The organism is Ammoniphilus resinae (genome assembly GCF_017873965.1).
GTDB classification, from domain to species: Bacteria; Bacillota; Bacilli; order Aneurinibacillales; family RAOX-1; genus Ammoniphilus_A; species Ammoniphilus_A resinae.
In genome coordinates this window covers 101292-120070 of sequence record NZ_JAGGKT010000007.1, presented here as the reverse complement: position 1 = coordinate 120070, position 18779 = coordinate 101292, and the positions used below count along the sequence as shown (strand labels likewise).

Here is an 18779-nt window from a genome sequence, read left to right as displayed (position 1 = left end):
CTTCCAGTAATCTTTTTAAACCATTATACCAAATAAAAGGGAGGCTTGTGCCCCCCTTCCATTAATAACCGCCCAACCAGTAAATAAATACGATGATGAACGCGGCAACAAAGAATACACCCATCCAAATACCAAGAGTAGGAAACTCGTGACCCTTTTGATCTAAATGCATCCATACGTAAAGTTGGAAGCCTGCTTGTATGAGCCCAATGAGAACAATAAATGGGATTACAAATGGGCTTTCAGGCATATATGCTACAGCAAAGAATGCCAGGGCAGTTAGAAAAATTGAAACGATAAAGGTGATAATATGACGCTTTGGTCCTTCTTGCGGACGAAGAGATTTGTTCTCTTCTGAATGATTCGCGTGAGCAGTCAATTTTTACCCCACCTTTCCCATAAGATAAACGACGGTAAAGATGAAAACCCATACCAAGTCAATAAAGTGCCAGTAAAGACTTGCAACATAAAGCTTAGGAGCCGTTACGACATTAAGCCCCTTCTTCGGCAATTTGGATAGCAAGCCTGTAATCCAGCAAACCCCACCAAGTACGTGTGCCCCGTGGAATCCAACCAAGGTATAGAATGCAGATCCAAAAGCACCACTGGACATAGTATGTCCTTCATGTACATACTCAAAAAACTCATAAATCTCTAGTCCAAGGAAGGCAAGCCCAAATAATACGGTAATTCCAAACCATTTGAGAACACCTGATAAATCATTCCGGTGCATAGCTTGAATTCCCAAGACACTAAATAAACTACTAGTTAACAGGATAAAGGTTGCTACAGCAGTCAGTGGCAAGCTAAACAATTCTTGGGATGCTGGGCCACTTCCAAATGCTGTACGTAAAGCAATGAAGGTGGCGAACAGCGAACCAAACAGGATGACTTCCCCGCCAAGGAACAGCCAAAAGCCTAATACTTTATTTTTCCCTTCAAGGGTCGCTTTCTCCGGATGGGGAGGTAAATTCGTAGATACTTCTGTCGACATTACGCTCTAGCCTCCTTTTCCGTTCTTTCAACTTCATCTATAGGTACATGCCAACCTGGATCATCCTTAAACGAACGGGTAAACATACATGAAACGACAATCACTGCTCCAACCCCGATTAACACATACATGTGGTAGATAAAACCATATCCTGCGATAAATAAACCAACAGACATCAAGAAAGGTAAAATCGATGCGGAAGGCATATGGATTTCACCAAGCGGTTCAGCTGGTGTCATCTTTTTATTACCCGCCATCTTCTCTGTCCATAATGCATCTAGTCCACGTACAAGTGGAGTTTGCGCAAAGTTATATTCCGGTGCTGGTGATGCAATGGTCCATTCTAATGTACGTGCATCCCACGGATCCGCAGGTGCATCCTTTTTCTTCGAATTAGTAACAATAACGTTCCAGATGAAAATAATGAAACCAACACCCATTAAGAAAGCTCCAATGGTACTAATAAAGTTCATCGACTCAAGTCCCACTCCGGCCTGGTAAGTGAACACACGACGCGGCATTCCTAGTAAGCCAAGGAAATGCTGCGGGAAGAAGGTTAGATGGAACCCAATGAAAAATGTCCAGAAATTCCACTTTCCTAAAGTTTCGTTTAACATTCTACCAAACATCTTTGGCCACCAGTAATAGAGTCCAGAAAACAAACCAAGTACCATTCCCCCTACGATTACGTAGTGGAAGTGAGCAATTACAAAGTAAGTATCATGGTACTGATAGTCAGCAGTTGGAATCGCGAGCATAACACCCGTCATCCCACCAATTACAAATGTAGGAATAAATCCAACAGCATACAGCATGGCAGTAGTAAAGCGAATATGTCCGCCCCACAAGGTAAACAGCCAGTTAAAGATCTTAATCCCTGTTGGAATAGCAATCAACATCGTAGCAACCCCGAAGATGGCGTTGGCAACCGGACCAAGCCCGACTGTAAACATATGGTGTGCCCATACCATAAAGCCTAAGAAACCGATTAATACGGTAGAAAATACCATTGCACTATATCCAAATAGACGCTTCTTTGAAAAAGTTGGCATAACTTCAGATATAACCCCGAAAGCTGGCAAGATCAGAATGTACACTTCAGGGTGTCCAAAAATCCAGAATAAGTGCTCCCAAATTACCTCATTACCACCTGCAGCAGCATCAAAGAAGTTTGCCCCAAACAGACGATCAAACATGAGCAATACCAAACTGACTGTGATTGCTGGGAAAGCAAACAAAACAAGAGTTGATGTGATGAACGCTGTCCAAGTAAACATTGGTAATCTCATGAAACTCAGACCTGGTGCCCTCATGTTAATAATCGTGACTAGGAAGTTAATTCCTCCAAGCCAAGTTCCAATCCCGGCAATTTGTAAACCTAATACGTAGAAGTCTACCCCACGACCACTAAATGCTGAGGAAAGGGGGGCATACGCAGTCCAACCAGCGTCAGGTGCGCCACCTAAAAACCAACTCGTATTAAGCAAAAGTCCCCCCATGAAGAAGAGCCAAAAGCCTAAGGAATTTAAAAACGGAAACGCTACGTCGCGAGCTCCTATTTGCAATGGAACAACCGCATTCATAAGCGCAAATATGACAGGCATCGCTGCAAGGAAGATCATTGTCGTACCATGCATTGTTGTCAATTCGTTGAATGTTGCCCCGATAAAGATCTTACTATCAGGATACATCAACTGTATACGGATTAGGATGGCTTCTAAACCACCTAATAAGAAGAAGAACCCCCCGGCAACTAGATACAGAATACCGATTTTTTTATGATCCACAGTCGTGAGCCAATCCATCAGGCCTGTATGTCGTTTTGGGGAATGAGCCACATGTCCATGTCCAGCCACAATTATTTCCTCCTTTTTTTTAAACTAAACAGGAAGACCCCATTTTTACTCATTAATTTTTAGACCATCAAGGTACTCAACCAAGGAGTCGATTTCTTGATCGCTTAACTTATCACCGAAGGCAGGCATTAGATTTCCAGGCTTCTTGCTTTGTGGATCATGAATCCAAGCAGCAATGTTTTCCTTATTATATTCTAAAATTCCAGCCACTTTATCTCGGTCTCCAAAAGCTGTAAGGTTAGGTCCCATTTTCCCACCTTGGCCTCCAACAGCATGACATCCTAAGCAGCTCTTGTTAAAGATCTCTTGACCTTGCTGAGCAGTAGCTGTTGCTGGTGTACGCTCTGCAGCTGCCTTCATTTTTCCTACCCACGTATCAAATTCTTCAGGACTTACGGCAACAACTTTGAAATCCATCAGAGCGTGAGAAGGTCCACACAACTCAGCACATTTCCCTTGGTAAACTCCTGGTTGGTCAGCCTGGAACCACATGTGGTTAACCATTCCAGGGTTTGTATCCGTTTTACCTGCAAGTGCCGGCACCCAGAAAGAGTGGATAACGTCAGCAGAAGTTAATTGGAACTGGACTTTCTTCCCGGTAGGAATATAGAGATCCTGTCCCGTTGAAACTTCTAGATCTGGATAGTCAAACTCCCACCAGAATTGATGTGCAGTGACCTTTACGTTGACAACATCTTCAGACGGGAATTTTTCCGCCAAATCGAAAGTTGTAATAACGGTAGGTATTGCAAGAACTAACAGCAAGATAATTGGAATAGTAGTCCAAATAATTTCAAGCTTGTGATTCCCTTCCACCTGTTTAGGAATCCCCGTTTGTCCAGGACGTTTTCTAAACTTCACAAGTACGTATGTAAAGATAACCATTACGACTATGAAGACCCCTAACATGATGTAGAAACTAAGCTTGATAAGAGATAATTGACTTTCCGCAACAGGCCCTTTCGGGTCTAGAGCAGATAGATACGGATCGCCGCATCCTGTTAAGACGAACATCGCCAAAGCGACAATCGGGAGCAAGCGACATAGATTTTTCCAGCCACTCATCAGTAATCAACCCCACTTCCTTGTTTATAGTTGCAATGAACAATGTAATAAATTTATGATGACCATCCGAGATGGTTCAACCTAACCTAATGGCTTTACTAAGCCGTAGCAGCCCCCTGCTCTTTGCACATGAAAAGAACAGACAAAACAAGCCGTAATCCAGAAAAAACGACAAATTTGCCATTATCTTCTTTTTTCCCATTTATCCTCTGCTTTAAACATAATACATGTCAAAAGAGATTGAGGGATAACAAATCAAGTTAGAAACACGAATTAGATTGTTTATCCATCCTTTCTTTGCACATATCGCCTCACGTGACGATTATACATTATAATTTTCATTATTAGAAGTGTAAAAAACGTATTTTTGTTGTTTGACATAATTTAGACACATTTGAAACATAATTGTTGTTTTTATTTAAATTTGAGCGAAATTTTTTATTCCTCGATAGAACTGTTTTACAGGCAATAAAACATCCAAACGTTTTTGGATAAACTTCCCTGACTGAAAAGGCCGTTCAGGACCAACCCTATAAGAAAAGCCTCTATTAGAATCTAATCGAAAAAGCTCACAGGAAGTTCTGCACAGTATCGTTTGAAGTTATGGAGGTGTTAGAATGAAAATAAAGTCGGTTTATGTCGCCAGTATAATCACTGCTTTTCTCTTGACCGGATGTAATAATCAGTCTGCTGAAATAAAAAACAGCGCCAACAATGAACCCGGTTCTTATGAAACCAACCAACTCCAACAACCAGGAAATATCCATGACACCCATCGGGAGATCAATAGACAAATTGAATCCATTCCTGGTGTGGCAAACGCAAGTGTTGTCCTGTACGGAGACAGTATCTTCATTGGTTTGAAAAAAGACGCTCGCTATCAGGGGTCTGATTACTCCCTAAAACAAAAAGTAAAACAAAGCATGCAAGGGCTAGCCAGGAAAAACATCTTATACGTTGTAACTGATCGTGATTTATACAATCGAATTGATAAAATAAGCCAAAGGATTCAAAACAGAAAACCCGTGGGGAACCGAGAATTAAATACCCTTATGAACCAAGTTGGTTTGAAGGTCAAGCCTTTTACGCTCATTCAAAAATCCTAAGCAGTTTCTACGGGGTATGATATATACAATTTCCTTTTTTTGGGAAAACATGCAGCGAAAAGGAGGTATCCCAAATTAAGGATACCCCCTTTTCATTTAAATGATCGTTGACCAGATTTTAATAGCCGTTATTGAGATAAAACCAATTAATGTATAGCGAAGGTATCTGACATTGATCTGCTTGCTGACCCTTGCCCCGAGTGGCGCTCCAAGCAAACTGCCCATAACAATAAAAAGTGTTGGCAGAAATGGAATGCCTCCCGCCACCAATTTCCCTATAACTCCACCCACCGCAGAAATAAAAACAATGGCAAGTGATGAGGCAATGGCGACACGTGCGGGGATCTTGAGGATCGTTAACATGATTGGAATTAGAATAAAAGCCCCTCCAGCACCTACAATTCCTGAAACTATTCCAACTATAAAGGATGAGCTAATCGCAATTAGCTTATTATAGGTGACTTGCTCAAGTTCAACGATCTCTCGCTTACCTTTAGAAGGGATAAGCATTAGGACGACTGCAACAATCGCTAAAATCCCGTAGATAAAATTAATCGTATATCCCGTTAAGAACATCGAACCCGTTCCACCGATTAAACTGCCAATCATAATACTTATCCCCATATTGAGGACTAGTCCCTTATGAATAAGTGCGGGTCCGGAAACACGACTCTGCTTTCGGAACGCAAGCACGCCCGCAAGAGAGGCAAAAAACACTTGGAACATGCTGATGGCAGCTACCTCTTTCCCTGTAAAACCTCCTACATTAAGCAAAGGTGGGATGTACAGAATCAGCGGAAAATTAATAATCGCCCCGCCAATGCCTAGCATTCCGGAGAAAAAAGAGCCAAACACGCCCAGAACAAACATTAAAAGGTACAGCAAAATATCCATCATGTAGTCCCCATTTCTAGAGTGAAAGAATACGCGTGAACCTATAAGGCATAATAAACATACGATGTAAAATCTTAGACAAAATCCTAGAGGATAAGGGGTTTTTCAATGTATGTATTCCCTGCTCAAAGATTGGTTTTCTCACAAATGCCCTGATTGCGGCGAACCTTTGGAACACCAGAACTCCTATACAGGCTATTCAATGCAATGCCCGAACGAGCATTATCTCGAGGAAACCTATTACCACCTTGGAGTACGTATTATATATAAAGATTGATTTTATTATAGCAATAATTGGAATAAAAACGAACCTGGGGGTTCGTTTTTTTGTCTGTTCCAGCCAATCGGGACAGCTCTCACCTAATTTACTGGCTACCTGTCTCTATTCCGGCCGATTCGGGACAGCTCCTGCCTATTTTACTCGCTACCTGTCTCTATTCCGGCCGATTCGGGACAGTTCTCGCCTATTTTACTCGCTACCTGTCTCTATTCCGGCCGATTCGGGACAGCTCCTGCCTATTTTACTTGCTACCTGTCTCTATTCCGGCCTATTCGGGACAGCTCTCACCTTATCGAGACAAGGTATTATTTCTTAATTATTTATAATAGGTATTTTTGGCTTTTCCAAGGCTCGTATAATTCTTCTTTAAAACCCGAGAAATAGTTTTGTTATTTAAATCGGCCGTGCACCACTCAGAAACGCTTTGGGTTGTAATCCTTTGTCCAGGAAATAATAGTTTAAATTCCTCTACGCTACGTAAAATAGCAGATTCAATTTTTTCGAACTCCCCACACTTTCCGCAAACTAGATCATAATTCTTTTTATAAGAATGAAATGAGCCACAATTTATACAGTATATTCCCTTTTGTAACTCATCATAGTTATATCCAGGAAACATTGAAAATGGATTACTAGTTTGATGCAATGATATAAGTTTTTGAGCAAGTTTTCTGTGTCCAGCACTCAAAGTTGACCGTGTTTCATTTAGATTCCTCAAAAAACGTTTGACTTGAGTTGGTAAAATAATGGGTTGGTCCATCGGGGCTTGATATAAGGTGAATTCGGGGTTGATAAAAATAACAAAGGCTTCAACAATATATTTTTGCCTAAGATTTTGGAGGAGTATGCGAAAAAGAGTCTCACTTCTGTTTAATTGGGTAACTGGATTCTTGTATTCTCGACGAGTTTTCACAGCAAATAGCTTGTCCGTTTCTATGAAATAATCCCCTTCGTAATTTTTAACATCTAAAAGGTGAATCACTCCCTGGGATATAATTAAACTGTCAATTTGAAAATAGGAGTTATTTACTTCAAGCAGTAAATCATTAATGATAATTCTTTCTTCCTGAAGATTTTCGGTAAGTTGGTCGAATTTCACTTCGCCTTCATAACCTTTTTCAAGATTCGAATAATAAAACTTATCTTTTTCAGGCAACTCCATTCGCATGTTTAAATAACGCATTTTCTTTAATTCATCCGATTCGGATCGGCCTTTAAGTAACATAAGCCACAGCCCTTCTTATTTTATAGATATTCTGATACATCAGGGGAGTACTACAATGTAAAAGAGAAACCAGTACAAGAGGAAAGGTTGAGGAATTACGAGATTGCTTTCAGTTCCTTATTTCAAATCTAATCACCTCCATACCAAATTTCAAAACCATTTTATCACACCATTTTAAAATTACAAAACAATTTAAAAAAACTATAAAATGTGAATAGGAAAGTAGATGACAAGGCTTCAAATAGGTATACATGTTTAGTTTAATAGCATATAGATAGGCATCCAAAGATAAACCAATAAAGGAGGCTTAGAATGCGAAGAACTTGGGCATTCCTGCTTGTTCTGCTATTCGTGATGCAAGTCGCGGAACCTTGGATTGTGCAGGCTTCAAGTGTAAAGGTAGAATACAGGGTGGGGGGGGTATTATCCCTCTTGGGCCATCTATAAGCGAGGCTTTCACGTGAAGGATATCAAGAATCTTGATAAACTGACCCATCTACACTATGCATTTGCGCATATTAAAGAAGGAAAAATAGTGCTAGGCGATCCGTGGGCGGATGTGAGAGTTGGGTTGAATGGACGACCAAGTTGTTGGGATGCTAATATTCCAGACGATCAATGTCAAAGTGGTAACTTTTACGAGTTGCAAGAATTAAAGAAAACCTATCCACATCTCAAGATCCTAATTACTGTAGGGGGGGCTAACGAGTACCAGACTAGAGAGTTTGCTTTAGCAGCATCAACTCCTCAAGGAAGGCAAAACTTTGCTCAAAGCACCGTTCAATTTTTAAAGCATTGGAAGTTTGATGGCATCGATATTGATTGGGAGTTTCCGAGCACACCCGAAGATCAAACCAACTTTACCCTTTTGATGGCAGAGCTTCGCCAGCAAATGAATAAAGCTAAAGCTGGATGGACATTAGTAGCTACCATTGGACCTGGGATGAAGCATGCTAAGTTCATTGAAGGAGCTGCTTTAAACGCTTCTGTCGATTTCTTTAATATGATGGCTTACGATTATAATGGAGCACAATTCTCTCCGGTTACGGGACACTTGGCACCGCTGTATTATGACGAAAAGGCGCCAAATGCATCGGAAAATTACATTGATTGGGTAGTAAATGAATACCTTCATCAAGGCATTCCGCCTGAAAAATTAGTATTGGGGATCCCACTATATGGTCGCAGCTTTGGCGGGGTAAATGGGAAGGATTATGGGGAATATCAATCCTTTAACCCTATAGAGACACCGAATGGGACTTGGGATGAAGGGAAAGATTACACCGGTATCCTCGATGTAACTGACATACGGCAAAATTACCTCAACAAAAGAGGCTATACGCGGCATTGGAATGACATATCAAAAACTGCCTACGCCTTTAATCCGTTGACAAAGGTATTCATTAGCTATGAAGATGCAGAATCGGTCTCTTATAAAGCAAAGTATATTCAAGAAAATAAACTGGGCGGGGCAACCTTCTGGGATTTATCAGGAGATAGAAATGGCCAGCTTATAGGTGAAGTGCTTCAAACACTCAATTTTAAACACTGATAAATTGAGAAGGAGGGGGTAACTGTCCCCCTCCTCTCCCATCTATATCACCCTTTTAAAGGCAACTTCACGCTTCCTTTTCTTTGCAGTTTATTCCAGCCCAGGCGTTTTCCGCTGAGTGCATTAAGGAAGGCTCGGTATACAATGTAACAAAGCAAGTAACGATAGACGAAACGTTGGTATAAGAATCCCCACAGTGGTTTGCGACTTTCCTTTTCCAGACCGAAAGCAAACCAGCAAGTGAAGAAATCTACAAGAAAGAATGCAAGATAGAAATATAAGATTTTTATCGATCCCCCCGTGAGGAGGGCAAATAGGGAGTACAAATCAGCAAATGGGACAAATAGCTGAAAAATAAACTGAAAGAGCCACATGTAGGGGATTACAATGAATCCCATCTTTCCAAACCGCTTTCAAAAGATGGTGTCTCGATGCTTCCAAACACATTGAAGGGTGCCATAGACCCAGCGGAAGCGTTGCTTGACAAAGCTTCGAAATTCATCGGGAGCTTCCGTATAGGCTAGGGCTCTTTCTTCATAGTAAACACGTTTCCCTTCACGCAGCAGCTTTAGGGTCATGTCCGTATCTTCTGCTAATGTATCATGGGAGAAAAAGCCGGCTCGCTCCACGTCCTCCTTCCTCCACGCCCCGATTGCTCCAGGAACAACAGGAACAGAACGGATTAAAGAAAAGGCTCGACGGTCCAAATTAAAACTGGCTACATATTCCATATGCTGCCACATTGTTAACCGGTTTTTTAGATTTCCGACCTTGACGTTACCGGATACAGCTGCTACCTCTGGATGTTCAAATGGACGGACTAGCCATTCAATCGCCTGCGGCAGGACTTGGGTATCTGCATCAATGGAAACAATAATATCGCCATGTGATGCCTGGAACCCTCGGTTGATAGCATACGATTTCCCTTGGTTTTCCTGATCAATTAAGCGGATTCGAGGATCAAGTTTACTCATTTCTAGTACCCTATCTCGTGTACCATCTACCGAGCCATCATTGACAACAATGATTTCGAATTGTGGGTAGGTACTCTCAAGAATTGATTCTAGCGTTTTCTGGATAATTTTCTCCTCATTATAGGCTGCAAGAACCACGCTAACGAACGGGGACGATTTGGTTGGTATCGTTTTTTGCTTTTTACGCTGGCTATAAGCGAATACACACAAGAGTAGTAGGCGTAAGATCCCAAGAATAATTGATCCATAAAACACAACTGTAAAGAATCGGTGAACGGCAGGAGCAGCCAAAAAAGCCAGTTGATCATTTATCCATTTTGTCTGAGCGGTAACGATAGGCATTACCTGTTGAGGGGTACTGCCCATCAGCTCGCTGATGGGTGCAAAGCGATATCCTTTACTCTGTAAGGTTTCAATGATGATGGGTAAGGCATTTACCGTATTTTCCCTCTGTTCTCCGCCATCATGAAGGGAGATAATATGCCCTTTCTGAGTATTGCGGATAATTCGCTGCACAATTTCTTCGGGAGATGGACTAGGATGTTGGGTATCCCGAGGATCGATAGCTCCTTCTACCAAGGAATATTCCAATTCATGAACAATCTCCATCATCTTATTCCAATTCGGTTCGATTCGAAGGTTAGGTGGTGGAGAGAACAAGCGTGTAGAGTAACCGGTAATCCCTTCGATGAATCGTTGATTAGCATGAAGCTCTAACTTTAATCGTTGCAAGTCAGTCTCCTTAGCAATGGAAAACGTGGCATTTCCGATCACATGCCCTTCTTTGACCATCCGCTGGACTAAAGACTGATTCATGGAGGCATTCGTCCCAATCAGGAAAAAGGTAGCGGGAACTTTATATTGCTGCAAAATGTCTAAAATTTGCTCGGTAAAGACAGGATGTGGACCATCGCTAAAGGTTAGGGCAACCACTTTTTCATTCGTTTTTCCGGCTCGTTGGATCTGAAATGCAAAGGGCAATTGGAGGTACCGTACATCAATAATTTTTCCGGTAGAATCAATTTGCAGATCCCGTTTCCCCTCCTGTGATTGAGAATAGAGCTTTAGGATTTCCCCTTCTCCCATCATACGGATATCCCCAGGCACTTCGATGCGGGTCAGGTTCAATGGTTCTTGGCGAAAAAGATGGGCCAGTACATTCCAAGAGCTTGGGTCTTCCGTTCCTAACCGATTCAAGGCATATCCTTTTGGGATAAACGATAGAGATCCGTGAATTTGATTGTAAAGAGTTGCTGCATCAAAAAGCCGAAAGTGATGAACGTGGTCCCCCTGGGTATAGTGAAATACTGGTTGCCCCTTTTCTCCCCAAGTTATAGATGTTTGCTGTTCCCAACTGCGATTGATTGCATCCATAAAGGAAAGGGTTGTTCCCTCTGTGGTTGCATAGTTTTCTAAGCGAATAATGAGTTTTTCTGAAGGAATCTTCCATTTGCCCAGATCACCCTGCCCTAAGCCGTCCGTTACAGCAATGAAACGATGAACATAGGGCTCTAACTGTTTAATGTTCTCTGCATCTGTTCTTCCTGGGTAAACCGTAACGGCAATTTTTAGATGAAAGGGTTGAAACAGTTCATGTAATTCTTTAATCAATTTAAGGAAGTTCTTATGAAATTTCGGGTCATTTGGGAAATTGAGGAAATCAAAGGTGATTCCATTGACTTGATACTTGGAAACTTGCACTAATAAGTTTAAAGCGAGCTGTGCCCTTGCATGCTCAACTTCAAGGTTCGCTGCCATGTGTGGATCTTTCCAACCATCGGGAAAATCGGAAAGGATCGGCAAGATCTCCACGTGATGTTGTTTTGCCAGTTCTAAAAGATTTTCCTCAGAGTGATCCTCTAGCCTTGCCCCTTCTGAGAATTGAAACCAATGCGGAAGAAGGGTATGAATGGATTCGATATGATTTGCGAAGGATTGCTCTCCTTCTGGGTCATCGGTCTTGATGTAGGCATACAGTTCTTTGGTGTCATCGGTTCCATAAAGTCCTGCTTCACGTAATCCGGCTTGAAATACAAAGGGAACGGCTAGGGTTTGCAGATTTTTGGGCTGGGTAAGAGTTGGGATTTGCAGCAGGTTCATTAGCAAAACAGTAGAGATCGCAAGGCACAAGGTGATCAATACAATCGTCGATCGTTTTAATAAACTCCACCTGATCCCAGTTGGGTCCAAAAAAACTGCCTTGCGCTCCGTTTCAGCTGATTTTTCCGCCCTTTTGTAAAATATGATCCAAAAAAGAACATACAAGCCTGCGTTTAGCATGGCAAAACCAATCCAAAATGAACTCCCCTCACCCGTGGCAAATAAAGGGAGGAGGCTTGGAAATACATAAGGAATCATCGCCCCAAGCAGCACGGCAAGAAGATCAAAGCGTAGCAACAGCACACCTGCAAACAACAACAACAAGGCATACACGGTGGGAAACAAAGAAATGACAGAAAAGCTGTATACGATTGCCATCGCATGCCATATACTGCTGGTTGAAGGATACAAGAATTTTTTCAATGCCGTTTTAATCTTCACATATACTCGATTCCCCTTCCCTAGGTATTTTTTCCTATGTATAAGGTATTCAAGGTTTCGAGTGTATATATCTATTTTCAAACAATAATTAGGTTATTTTGATCCTTAACTCAAATTATTACATCATTTTTCCCAAAAAAAAAAAGCGTCTTCACAGACGTCAAAAAAACAAAATTCGGTCACACCTCAGTCATTAACTTCCATATATACTAGTAAAACAAAAAAACCTCCACTATGTATGGTGGAGGCGGTGGGAATCGAACCCACGTCCGAAAGCAACGCAACATAAGCTTCTCCGAGTGCAGTTGCTGAATTAGAGTTTCGCCGCCCCGACGCCCAACAACAGGCTTCTGGTTTGGCTAGTTACCTACATTTCGCTTTCCGGCTGATAACGTTCCGGACGAGCTATCCCACTGAGATGACCTTCTAAAGAGAACATGGGCGATCCGCTAAAGAAGGATTAGGCTGCAATTAAGCAGCTAATTGTAATTTAGGTTGTTTTGCAGTTATATTTAACTCCGCGTTGTTAACGAGGCCCGCAGCCCCCCGACTCGCTACTCATGCCCGAACTACCCCCGTCGAATCCAGAACGCCCCCGTGTATATCCCCGGAGGGAAAAGGTATCAAAATATCTCGAACATGTACTATAAAATATATCATAAGATTGCTGGCACTTCAACTGGTACTGTTTGGAACATTGATAAAGTATGCATGGCCACCAAACGCCAGCCATGAAATGTTTTAACGAAGCCGATCCTTAATCGCTTTTTCGATTTCCCGCTGAGCATCCTTCTTTTTCAAAGTTTCACGCTTGTCATATTCCTTTTTCCCTTTCGCCAGCGCAATTTCCACTTTAGCTAATCCATTTTTTAAGTATAAACGTAAGGGAACCAAGGTGAAACCTTTTTCTTTGATTGATCCAATCAGCTTGTTGATTTCGGTTCGATGCAGCAAAAGTTTTCTTGTACGCAGTGGCTCATGATTATACCGGTTCCCCTGCTCATAAGGACTTACATGCATATTGTGCAAAGTCACTTCACCGCGACGAACCTGTGCAAAGCTATCCCGGAGGTTTACCTTTCCTGATCGGATGGATTTAATTTCAGTTCCGGTTAGAACGATGCCTGCTTCAAATCTTTCTTCGATATGGTAATCATGGAACGCCTTTTTATTTTGCGCGACCAGCTTTTCACCACGTGTAATCGCCATAATATACACCTCGATTCATGGCTTTATTCTATCAAAATTCTCGCCCATGTGAAAGCTGTAAAAGAAACACGCCTGCCGCAAATCAGCAAGCGCGCTACATTGGGATCATCTTTTCTTTTTCTTCTTCGCCTTTCCTTTCCCAGGCTTTTGGCTATTTTTTGCGGCACCCTTCCAGAAAGGCTCCTTCCCTTTTTCTTTTTGCATTTTCGGCAACTTTTTAGGCTTTTCTCTTTTTCCCCCTTCGATCACGATCGGGGCTTTCTTCGCTTTTCGTTCTGCTTTTTTCGCCATGCCCACAACTTCAAAATCAACCGAGTGTTCATCTTTATTGACGTTTACCACACGAACCTTTACCAGATCCCCAATGCGATAGGTCTTCTTCGTTCGCTCACCAACAAGAGCATAGATCCTTTCATTATAATGATAATAGTCATCCGTAAGATAACTCATATGAACAAGGCCTTCAATGGTGTTTGGCAATTCAATAAACATCCCGAAATTGGTCACACTGCTAACCATTCCTTCAAATTCTTGACCAATTTTATCAGCCATAAATTCGGCCTTTTTCAGGTCATCCGTTTCCCTTTCAGCATCAACCGCAACCCGCTCCTGTTCAGAGGTATGCCGAGCTATATCGGGAAGCAGATCCTTCCACTTTTCCCTTCTTTCCTCATCAATTGGCCCAAGTTCAATCCATTCACGAAGCAATCGATGAACGATCAGGTCTGGATACCGCCGGATGGGGGAGGTAAAATGAGTATAATAATCGGATGCTAGTCCAAAATGTCCAATATTTGTGGCATCATATTTCGCTTGCTTCATGGAACGCAACAACACTTTGCTGATCACTGTTTCTTCCGGAGTATCCCGTACCTGTTCCAGCAACAATTGTAAGGCACGCGGATGAATCGTATTTGCTGTACCTTTCACTACATATCCGAAATTTGTGATAAACTCCAGAAATTTATGCAGCTTTCCTTCATCAGGTTCTTCATGAATTCGGTAGATAAAAGGTTGATTCATCCAATGGAAATGTTCCGCAACGGTCTCATTTGCAGCGAGCATAAACTCTTCGATAATCTGTTCCGCGATGGTTCGGTCGCGCAAGATCACATCTGTCGGCTTGCCTTCGTCATTGACTAGAATTTTCGATTCGTGAAAATCAAAATCAATCGCGCCTCGTTCCATCCGTTTGTTACGCAATTTCAAGGCAAGTTCTTTCATCATTTCAAACATTGGAACCAGCTCATGATATCGTTCGATTAAGGCTTCGTCCTTTTCTTCGAGGATTTTAAAGACATCAGTATATGTCATTCGTTCATTCGTTTTAATTACACTGGTAAAGAGATCGTATCGGACGACTTTCGCTTCCTGGTCCAATTCCATTTCACACGTCATCGCTAGACGGTCAACCTGCGGATTCAAGCTGCAAATCCCATTGGAAAGGCGATGGGGGATCATCGGGATCACACGGTCTACCAGATATACACTGGTTCCGCGATTAAAAGCTTCCTGGTCAATTGGTGATCCTTCTCTGACATAATAGCTCACATCGGCAATATGAACTCCCAACTGGTAATTGCCGTTGTCCAGCAGTTCTAAGGAAACCGCATCATCCAAATCCTTTGCATCTGCCCCGTCAATAGTTACCATTACACGGTCACGCAAATCCCGTCGACCTTTTATTTCTTCGTCGGAAATCGTTTCCGGTACATCCTCTGCTTGCTGCAGTACATGATCATCGAATCCTTCCGGAAGCTCATACTTATGTATAATGGAAAGTATGTCAACACCCGGATCGTTCTTGTGACCAATAATTTGTACAACTTTGCCCTCCGGGTTTGCCCGTCCTCCCTCTGAAAACTGAACAATTTCGGCGATAACCTTATGCCCGTCCACAGCCCCACCGTTCATTCCTTTTGGAATAAAAATATCCTTAGACATGCGCTTGTCATCAACAACAACAAAGCCGTAATTCTTTTGATCGGTATAAGTCCCAACGAAACGATGCTTACTTCGCTGAACAACCCGAATGACCTCTCCTTCCAAACGTGATCCTTTGCTTTTAGGATTAGTCCGGCAAATGACGATGTCTCCATGCAGAGCACCATTTAAATCATGTTCCGGTATAAACACATCATCTAATCCTTTATCGTCAGGCAACAAAAACCCAAATCCCTTTGCATTCCCCTGGATTTTTCCGCGAATTAAATTCATTCTTTCCGGTACCCCATAACGGTTTGACCGCGTGCGAATCACTTTCCCTTGCTCTTCCAAGATGTTAAGCAATTTCACAAAATCTTTAAAAGCGTCCGCTGAAGAAACTTCAAAAGCTTCTTCTAATTCTTGAACCGTCATTGGATGATAAGCCTTTTCTTGCATAAATTGAATTACTTTTTCTTCTGTAACCACCTGTGAATTTCTCCTTTTAAATTAGACTTCTTCCCGAATGGAAAAAAAAGAGGGAGCTATCTTCCCTCCTTAGCATCCGATATATTCTGTATAAAATTTGTTAAATCCTTACATAGCTTTTCTCGCTCGATGTCGAAGGTAATAATATGTGTAGATTTCGGATACAGGATTTTCTCTTTATAGTTTGACCCGATTTCCCGAAAGATATAATCTGCACTTGATGGATCAACTGTTTCATCCTGTCCACTCTGGGCAATAAAGATAGGGGATTGGATCGACGATAAAAGAGCCTTTACCTCTTTAATGAGAAGAGACAACTGATGGACACTAGCCAGCGGTGTTCTTTGGTAGGGAAAAATATGTTCTTCAATATGTGCTGGTTTTTCCTTTGACCGTTTTGAATAGGACAAAATATATTTAAGGAATCCAACATACTTTATTCGCTGATCACGAACAAAAATCGGTGTACTCAGTGTAGCAAGTGCTTTTATCGAGTAAAGAGAAGCCAATTGAATAGCCAGCAGGCCTCCCATCGAATGTCCAATCACATAAACTTCCGTTGGATCCCAAGCCATTAGCTTTTGATAGGCTGTTACGACGGAATGAAACCAATCTTCCCTTGAAGTTTTGTGTAATTCTTCAGGAGAAGTTCCGTGCCCAGCTAGCAAGGGTGCTGCCACATGATAATCAAGTCTTTGAAAGTGAGAAGCTAATGGCATGACTTCCAATGTAGAACCAGTAAAACCATGAATCAAAAGGACTGCCCTTTTTCCCTTCCCTTTCCAGAAAACAGGAGTTGGAATCATTTTAGCCATCTGCATGCCTCCTCGCCCTCTAATCAACTTCTCTATTTTACCATATTTTTCATGCAGTATAATATTATCAAATAGACATTCCTGTGTGCGGCCGATAGAAATGCAAAAAAACCAGTGGAATTCCACTGGTTTTGTGCATCGGTATAGCTTTACTTATCTCATGAAGAAAGCGACAGCCATCGCCGAAATCATAAATCCTACTGCGATGAAAATCGTCAATTTATTCAAAAACGCGTCAATTCCACGGGCTTTCTGCTTTCCCATCATCTGCTCGGCTCCACCGGCAATGGAACCGGATAATCCTGCACTCTTTCCGGATTGTAACAAAATGACTAAGATTAGTCCGATACTAAAAATAACAAGAAGGATTTTCAGAAATAAAGTCAATCATTCCACCTCCATTAAAGCCTGTACTTCTTCCTGACATAAATATCCCCGTACAAGCCATGGTTAACGGCAATTAGTACAAGTTTACTCTTTAGTAATGTATCACAAAAGAACCTATTCGGCAAGAAAAAGAGAAGAATGCACGGTCGCATTCTCCTCTCATCAACCTATTTATCGCTTAATATTGTAGAAAGATTTCAAGCCGCCGTATTGACTCAATGCGCCAAGTTCGTCCTCGATTCTTAACAGTTGATTGTACTTGGCAACCCGATCTGTTCTAGATGGAGCTCCAGTTTTGATTTGTCCAGCATTGGTTGCGACCGCAATATCGGCAATCGTAGCATCCTCTGTTTCTCCCGAACGGTGGGAAATAACCGCAGTATATCCGGCACGCTTCGCCATTTCAATAGCATCAAAGGTTTCAGTTAAGGTTCCAATTTGGTTTACCTTTACAAGAATTGAATTGGCCGTTCCACTTTCAATTCCGCGTGATAGTCGCTCAGTATTGGTGACAAAGAGATCATCCCCAACTAATTGCACCTTGCTGCCGATTCGCTCGGTCAATTTCTTCCAGCCATCCCAATCATCCTCTGCTAGTCCATCTTCAACAGAAATTATGGGGTATTTGTCTACAAGCATAGACAGGTATTCAATCATTTCTTCGGTTGTTTTGGTTAAACCTTCACCTTCTAAGTGATAAACCCCGTCTTTATAAATTTCGGTAGAAGCAACGTCGAGTGCGAGAAAAACATCTTTCCCAGGTTCATAGCCCGCTTTTTTAATAGCCTCCATGATCGTTTGCAAGGCTTCTTCATTCGATTTTAGATTCGGGGCGAATCCCCCCTCATCTCCTACTGCAGTGTTCAATCCCTTACTCTTCAGAACCGTTTTTAATTGATGGAAGATTTCTGCTCCTGTGCGCAAAGCTTCAGTAAAGTTCGCGGCGCCTACAGGCATGACCATAAACTCTTGGATATCTACATTGTTATCCGCGTGCTTTCCGCCATTTAAGATATTCATCATTGGAACAGGCAATTGCTTTGCATTAAACCCACCAAGGTAGACATACAAAGGAATATCCAATGCATCTGCAGCCGCACGGGCAACAGCCATAGAAACCCCTAGAATGGCATTTGCGCCAAGCTTTTCCTTATTAGGAGTACCGTCAAGGTCAATCATCAGTTGATCGATTCCAATCTGGTCTAAGGCATCCAAGCCGATAATTTCAGGGGCGATAATTTCGTTCACATTTTCAACAGCCTTTAAAACCCCTTTTCCTAAATAACGCGCAGAATCTTGGTCTCTTAGCTCAACCGCTTCATATGCACCTGTTGATGCTCCTGAAGGGACAATAGCCCGGCCGAATCCTCCCGACTCAAGATAAACCTCAACTTCTACTGTGGGATTCCCGCGGGAATCTAAAACCTCTCTAGCATAAATATCTGATATGATTGTCATTCTCTCTGACA

The 18779-nt window shown here is 42.0% G+C and carries 16 protein-coding genes and 1 other RNA gene; 3 read left to right on the top strand and 14 right to left on the bottom strand.

Going from position 1 to position 18779, the window contains the following annotated elements; translation table 11 throughout:
* Positions 1-61: 61 nt before the first annotated feature.
* The 4 genes from J2Z37_RS12885 to coxB form a co-directional block, all read right to left on the bottom strand.
* On the bottom strand, positions 62-379 hold the full coding sequence (locus J2Z37_RS12885; protein ID WP_209810671.1) for a cytochrome C oxidase subunit IV family protein: 318 nt from the start codon (positions 377-379) through the stop codon (positions 62-64).
* Between the two features lie 3 nt (positions 380-382).
* Positions 383-994: a cytochrome (ubi)quinol oxidase subunit III gene (locus J2Z37_RS12880; protein ID WP_209810670.1), complete on the bottom strand. Its 612-nt coding sequence runs from the start codon at positions 992-994 to the stop codon at positions 383-385.
* A complete protein-coding gene (ctaD, locus tag J2Z37_RS12875; RefSeq protein WP_209810781.1) occupies positions 994-2799 on the bottom strand; it encodes a cytochrome c oxidase subunit I in 1806 nt (601 codons plus the stop codon). Before ctaD ends, J2Z37_RS12880 begins: the two co-directional genes overlap by 1 nt.
* Positions 2800-2895: 96 nt before the next feature.
* Positions 2896-3915, bottom strand: coding sequence for a cytochrome c oxidase subunit II (coxB, locus tag J2Z37_RS12870; RefSeq protein WP_209810669.1), 1020 nt, complete (start codon positions 3913-3915; stop codon positions 2896-2898).
* Between the two features lie 617 nt (positions 3916-4532).
* Here coxB and J2Z37_RS12865 point away from each other — a divergent pair.
* Positions 4533-5021 (top strand): YhcN/YlaJ family sporulation lipoprotein, encoded by a 489-nt coding sequence (locus J2Z37_RS12865; protein ID WP_209810668.1) that lies wholly within the window; start codon positions 4533-4535, stop codon positions 5019-5021.
* A 96-nt stretch (positions 5022-5117) separates the two neighbouring features.
* Here the strand turns inward: J2Z37_RS12865 and J2Z37_RS12860 are convergent, their stop codons facing one another.
* Positions 5118-5915 (bottom strand): sulfite exporter TauE/SafE family protein, encoded by a 798-nt coding sequence (locus tag J2Z37_RS12860; RefSeq protein ID WP_209810667.1) that lies wholly within the window; start codon positions 5913-5915, stop codon positions 5118-5120.
* A gap of 596 nt (positions 5916-6511) precedes the next feature.
* Positions 6512-7420, bottom strand: coding sequence for a nuclease-related domain-containing protein (locus J2Z37_RS12855; RefSeq protein WP_209810666.1), 909 nt, complete (start codon positions 7418-7420; stop codon positions 6512-6514).
* Positions 7421-7732: 312 nt separating this feature from the next.
* Between J2Z37_RS12855 and J2Z37_RS25845 the strand changes: the two genes are divergently transcribed.
* Together J2Z37_RS25845 and J2Z37_RS12850 are read left to right on the top strand one after the other, a co-directional pair.
* Entirely contained in the window at positions 7733-7867 is a 135-nt protein-coding gene (locus tag J2Z37_RS25845; protein ID WP_280922210.1) for a hypothetical protein, read from the top strand.
* Between the two features lie 13 nt (positions 7868-7880).
* The gene (locus tag J2Z37_RS12850) at positions 7881-8972 is read left to right on the top strand and encodes a glycoside hydrolase family 18 protein (RefSeq protein ID WP_342453824.1); all 1092 of its coding nucleotides are present in this window, start codon (positions 7881-7883) and stop codon (positions 8970-8972) included.
* Positions 8973-9019: 47 nt separating this feature from the next.
* Here the strand turns inward: J2Z37_RS12850 and J2Z37_RS12845 are convergent, their stop codons facing one another.
* From J2Z37_RS12845 to eno, 8 genes are all read right to left on the bottom strand, one after another.
* Entirely contained in the window at positions 9020-9370 is a 351-nt protein-coding gene (locus J2Z37_RS12845) for a hypothetical protein (protein ID WP_209810665.1), read from the bottom strand.
* Positions 9371-9385: 15 nt separating this feature from the next.
* Complete coding sequence (locus J2Z37_RS26015) at positions 9386-12487, bottom strand: trifunctional glycoside hydrolase family 18/polysaccharide deacetylase/glycosyltransferase family 2 protein (RefSeq protein WP_209810664.1); 3102 nt, start codon at positions 12485-12487, stop codon at positions 9386-9388.
* Between the two features lie 239 nt (positions 12488-12726).
* Positions 12727-13084: a transfer-messenger RNA gene (ssrA, locus tag J2Z37_RS12835) on the bottom strand.
* Positions 13085-13228: 144 nt separating this feature from the next.
* Positions 13229-13696, bottom strand: a complete 468-nt coding sequence (smpB, locus tag J2Z37_RS12830) for an SsrA-binding protein SmpB (RefSeq protein ID WP_245203783.1) — start codon at positions 13694-13696, stop codon at positions 13229-13231.
* Positions 13697-13801: 105 nt separating this feature from the next.
* Complete coding sequence (gene rnr, locus J2Z37_RS12825) at positions 13802-16108, bottom strand: ribonuclease R (protein ID WP_342453823.1); 2307 nt, start codon at positions 16106-16108, stop codon at positions 13802-13804.
* A 56-nt stretch (positions 16109-16164) separates the two neighbouring features.
* A complete protein-coding gene (locus tag J2Z37_RS12820) occupies positions 16165-16923 on the bottom strand; it encodes an alpha/beta hydrolase (protein ID WP_209810663.1) in 759 nt (252 codons plus the stop codon).
* Between the two features lie 153 nt (positions 16924-17076).
* Positions 17077-17310, bottom strand: a complete 234-nt coding sequence (gene secG / locus J2Z37_RS12815; RefSeq protein ID WP_209810662.1) for a preprotein translocase subunit SecG — start codon at positions 17308-17310, stop codon at positions 17077-17079.
* Between the two features lie 171 nt (positions 17311-17481).
* On the bottom strand, positions 17482-18768 hold the full coding sequence (eno, locus tag J2Z37_RS12810) for a phosphopyruvate hydratase (RefSeq protein ID WP_209810661.1): 1287 nt from the start codon (positions 18766-18768) through the stop codon (positions 17482-17484).
* Positions 18769-18779 lie beyond the last annotated feature (11 nt).

Coding starts and splice junctions, on each gene's coding strand:
- J2Z37_RS12880 (WP_209810670.1), bottom strand. CDS start 994: ATGTCGACAGAAGTATCTACGAATTTACCTCCCCATCCGGAGAAAGCG.
- ctaD (WP_209810781.1), bottom strand. CDS start 2,799: ATGGATTGGCTCACGACTGTGGATCATAAAAAAATCGGTATTCTGTAT.
- coxB (WP_209810669.1), bottom strand. CDS start 3,915: ATGAGTGGCTGGAAAAATCTATGTCGCTTGCTCCCGATTGTCGCTTTG.
- J2Z37_RS12865 (WP_209810668.1), top strand. CDS start 4,533: ATGAAAATAAAGTCGGTTTATGTCGCCAGTATAATCACTGCTTTTCTC.
- J2Z37_RS12860 (WP_209810667.1), bottom strand. CDS start 5,915: ATGGATATTTTGCTGTACCTTTTAATGTTTGTTCTGGGCGTGTTTGGC.
- J2Z37_RS12855 (WP_209810666.1), bottom strand. CDS start 7,420: ATGTTACTTAAAGGCCGATCCGAATCGGATGAATTAAAGAAAATGCGT.
- J2Z37_RS25845 (WP_280922210.1), top strand. CDS start 7,733: ATGCGAAGAACTTGGGCATTCCTGCTTGTTCTGCTATTCGTGATGCAA.
- J2Z37_RS12845 (WP_209810665.1), bottom strand. CDS start 9,370: ATGGGATTCATTGTAATCCCCTACATGTGGCTCTTTCAGTTTATTTTT.
- smpB (WP_245203783.1), bottom strand. CDS start 13,696: ATGGCGATTACACGTGGTGAAAAGCTGGTCGCGCAAAATAAAAAGGCG.
- J2Z37_RS12820 (WP_209810663.1), bottom strand. CDS start 16,923: ATGGCTAAAATGATTCCAACTCCTGTTTTCTGGAAAGGGAAGGGAAAA.
- eno (WP_209810661.1), bottom strand. CDS start 18,768: ATGACAATCATATCAGATATTTATGCTAGAGAGGTTTTAGATTCCCGC.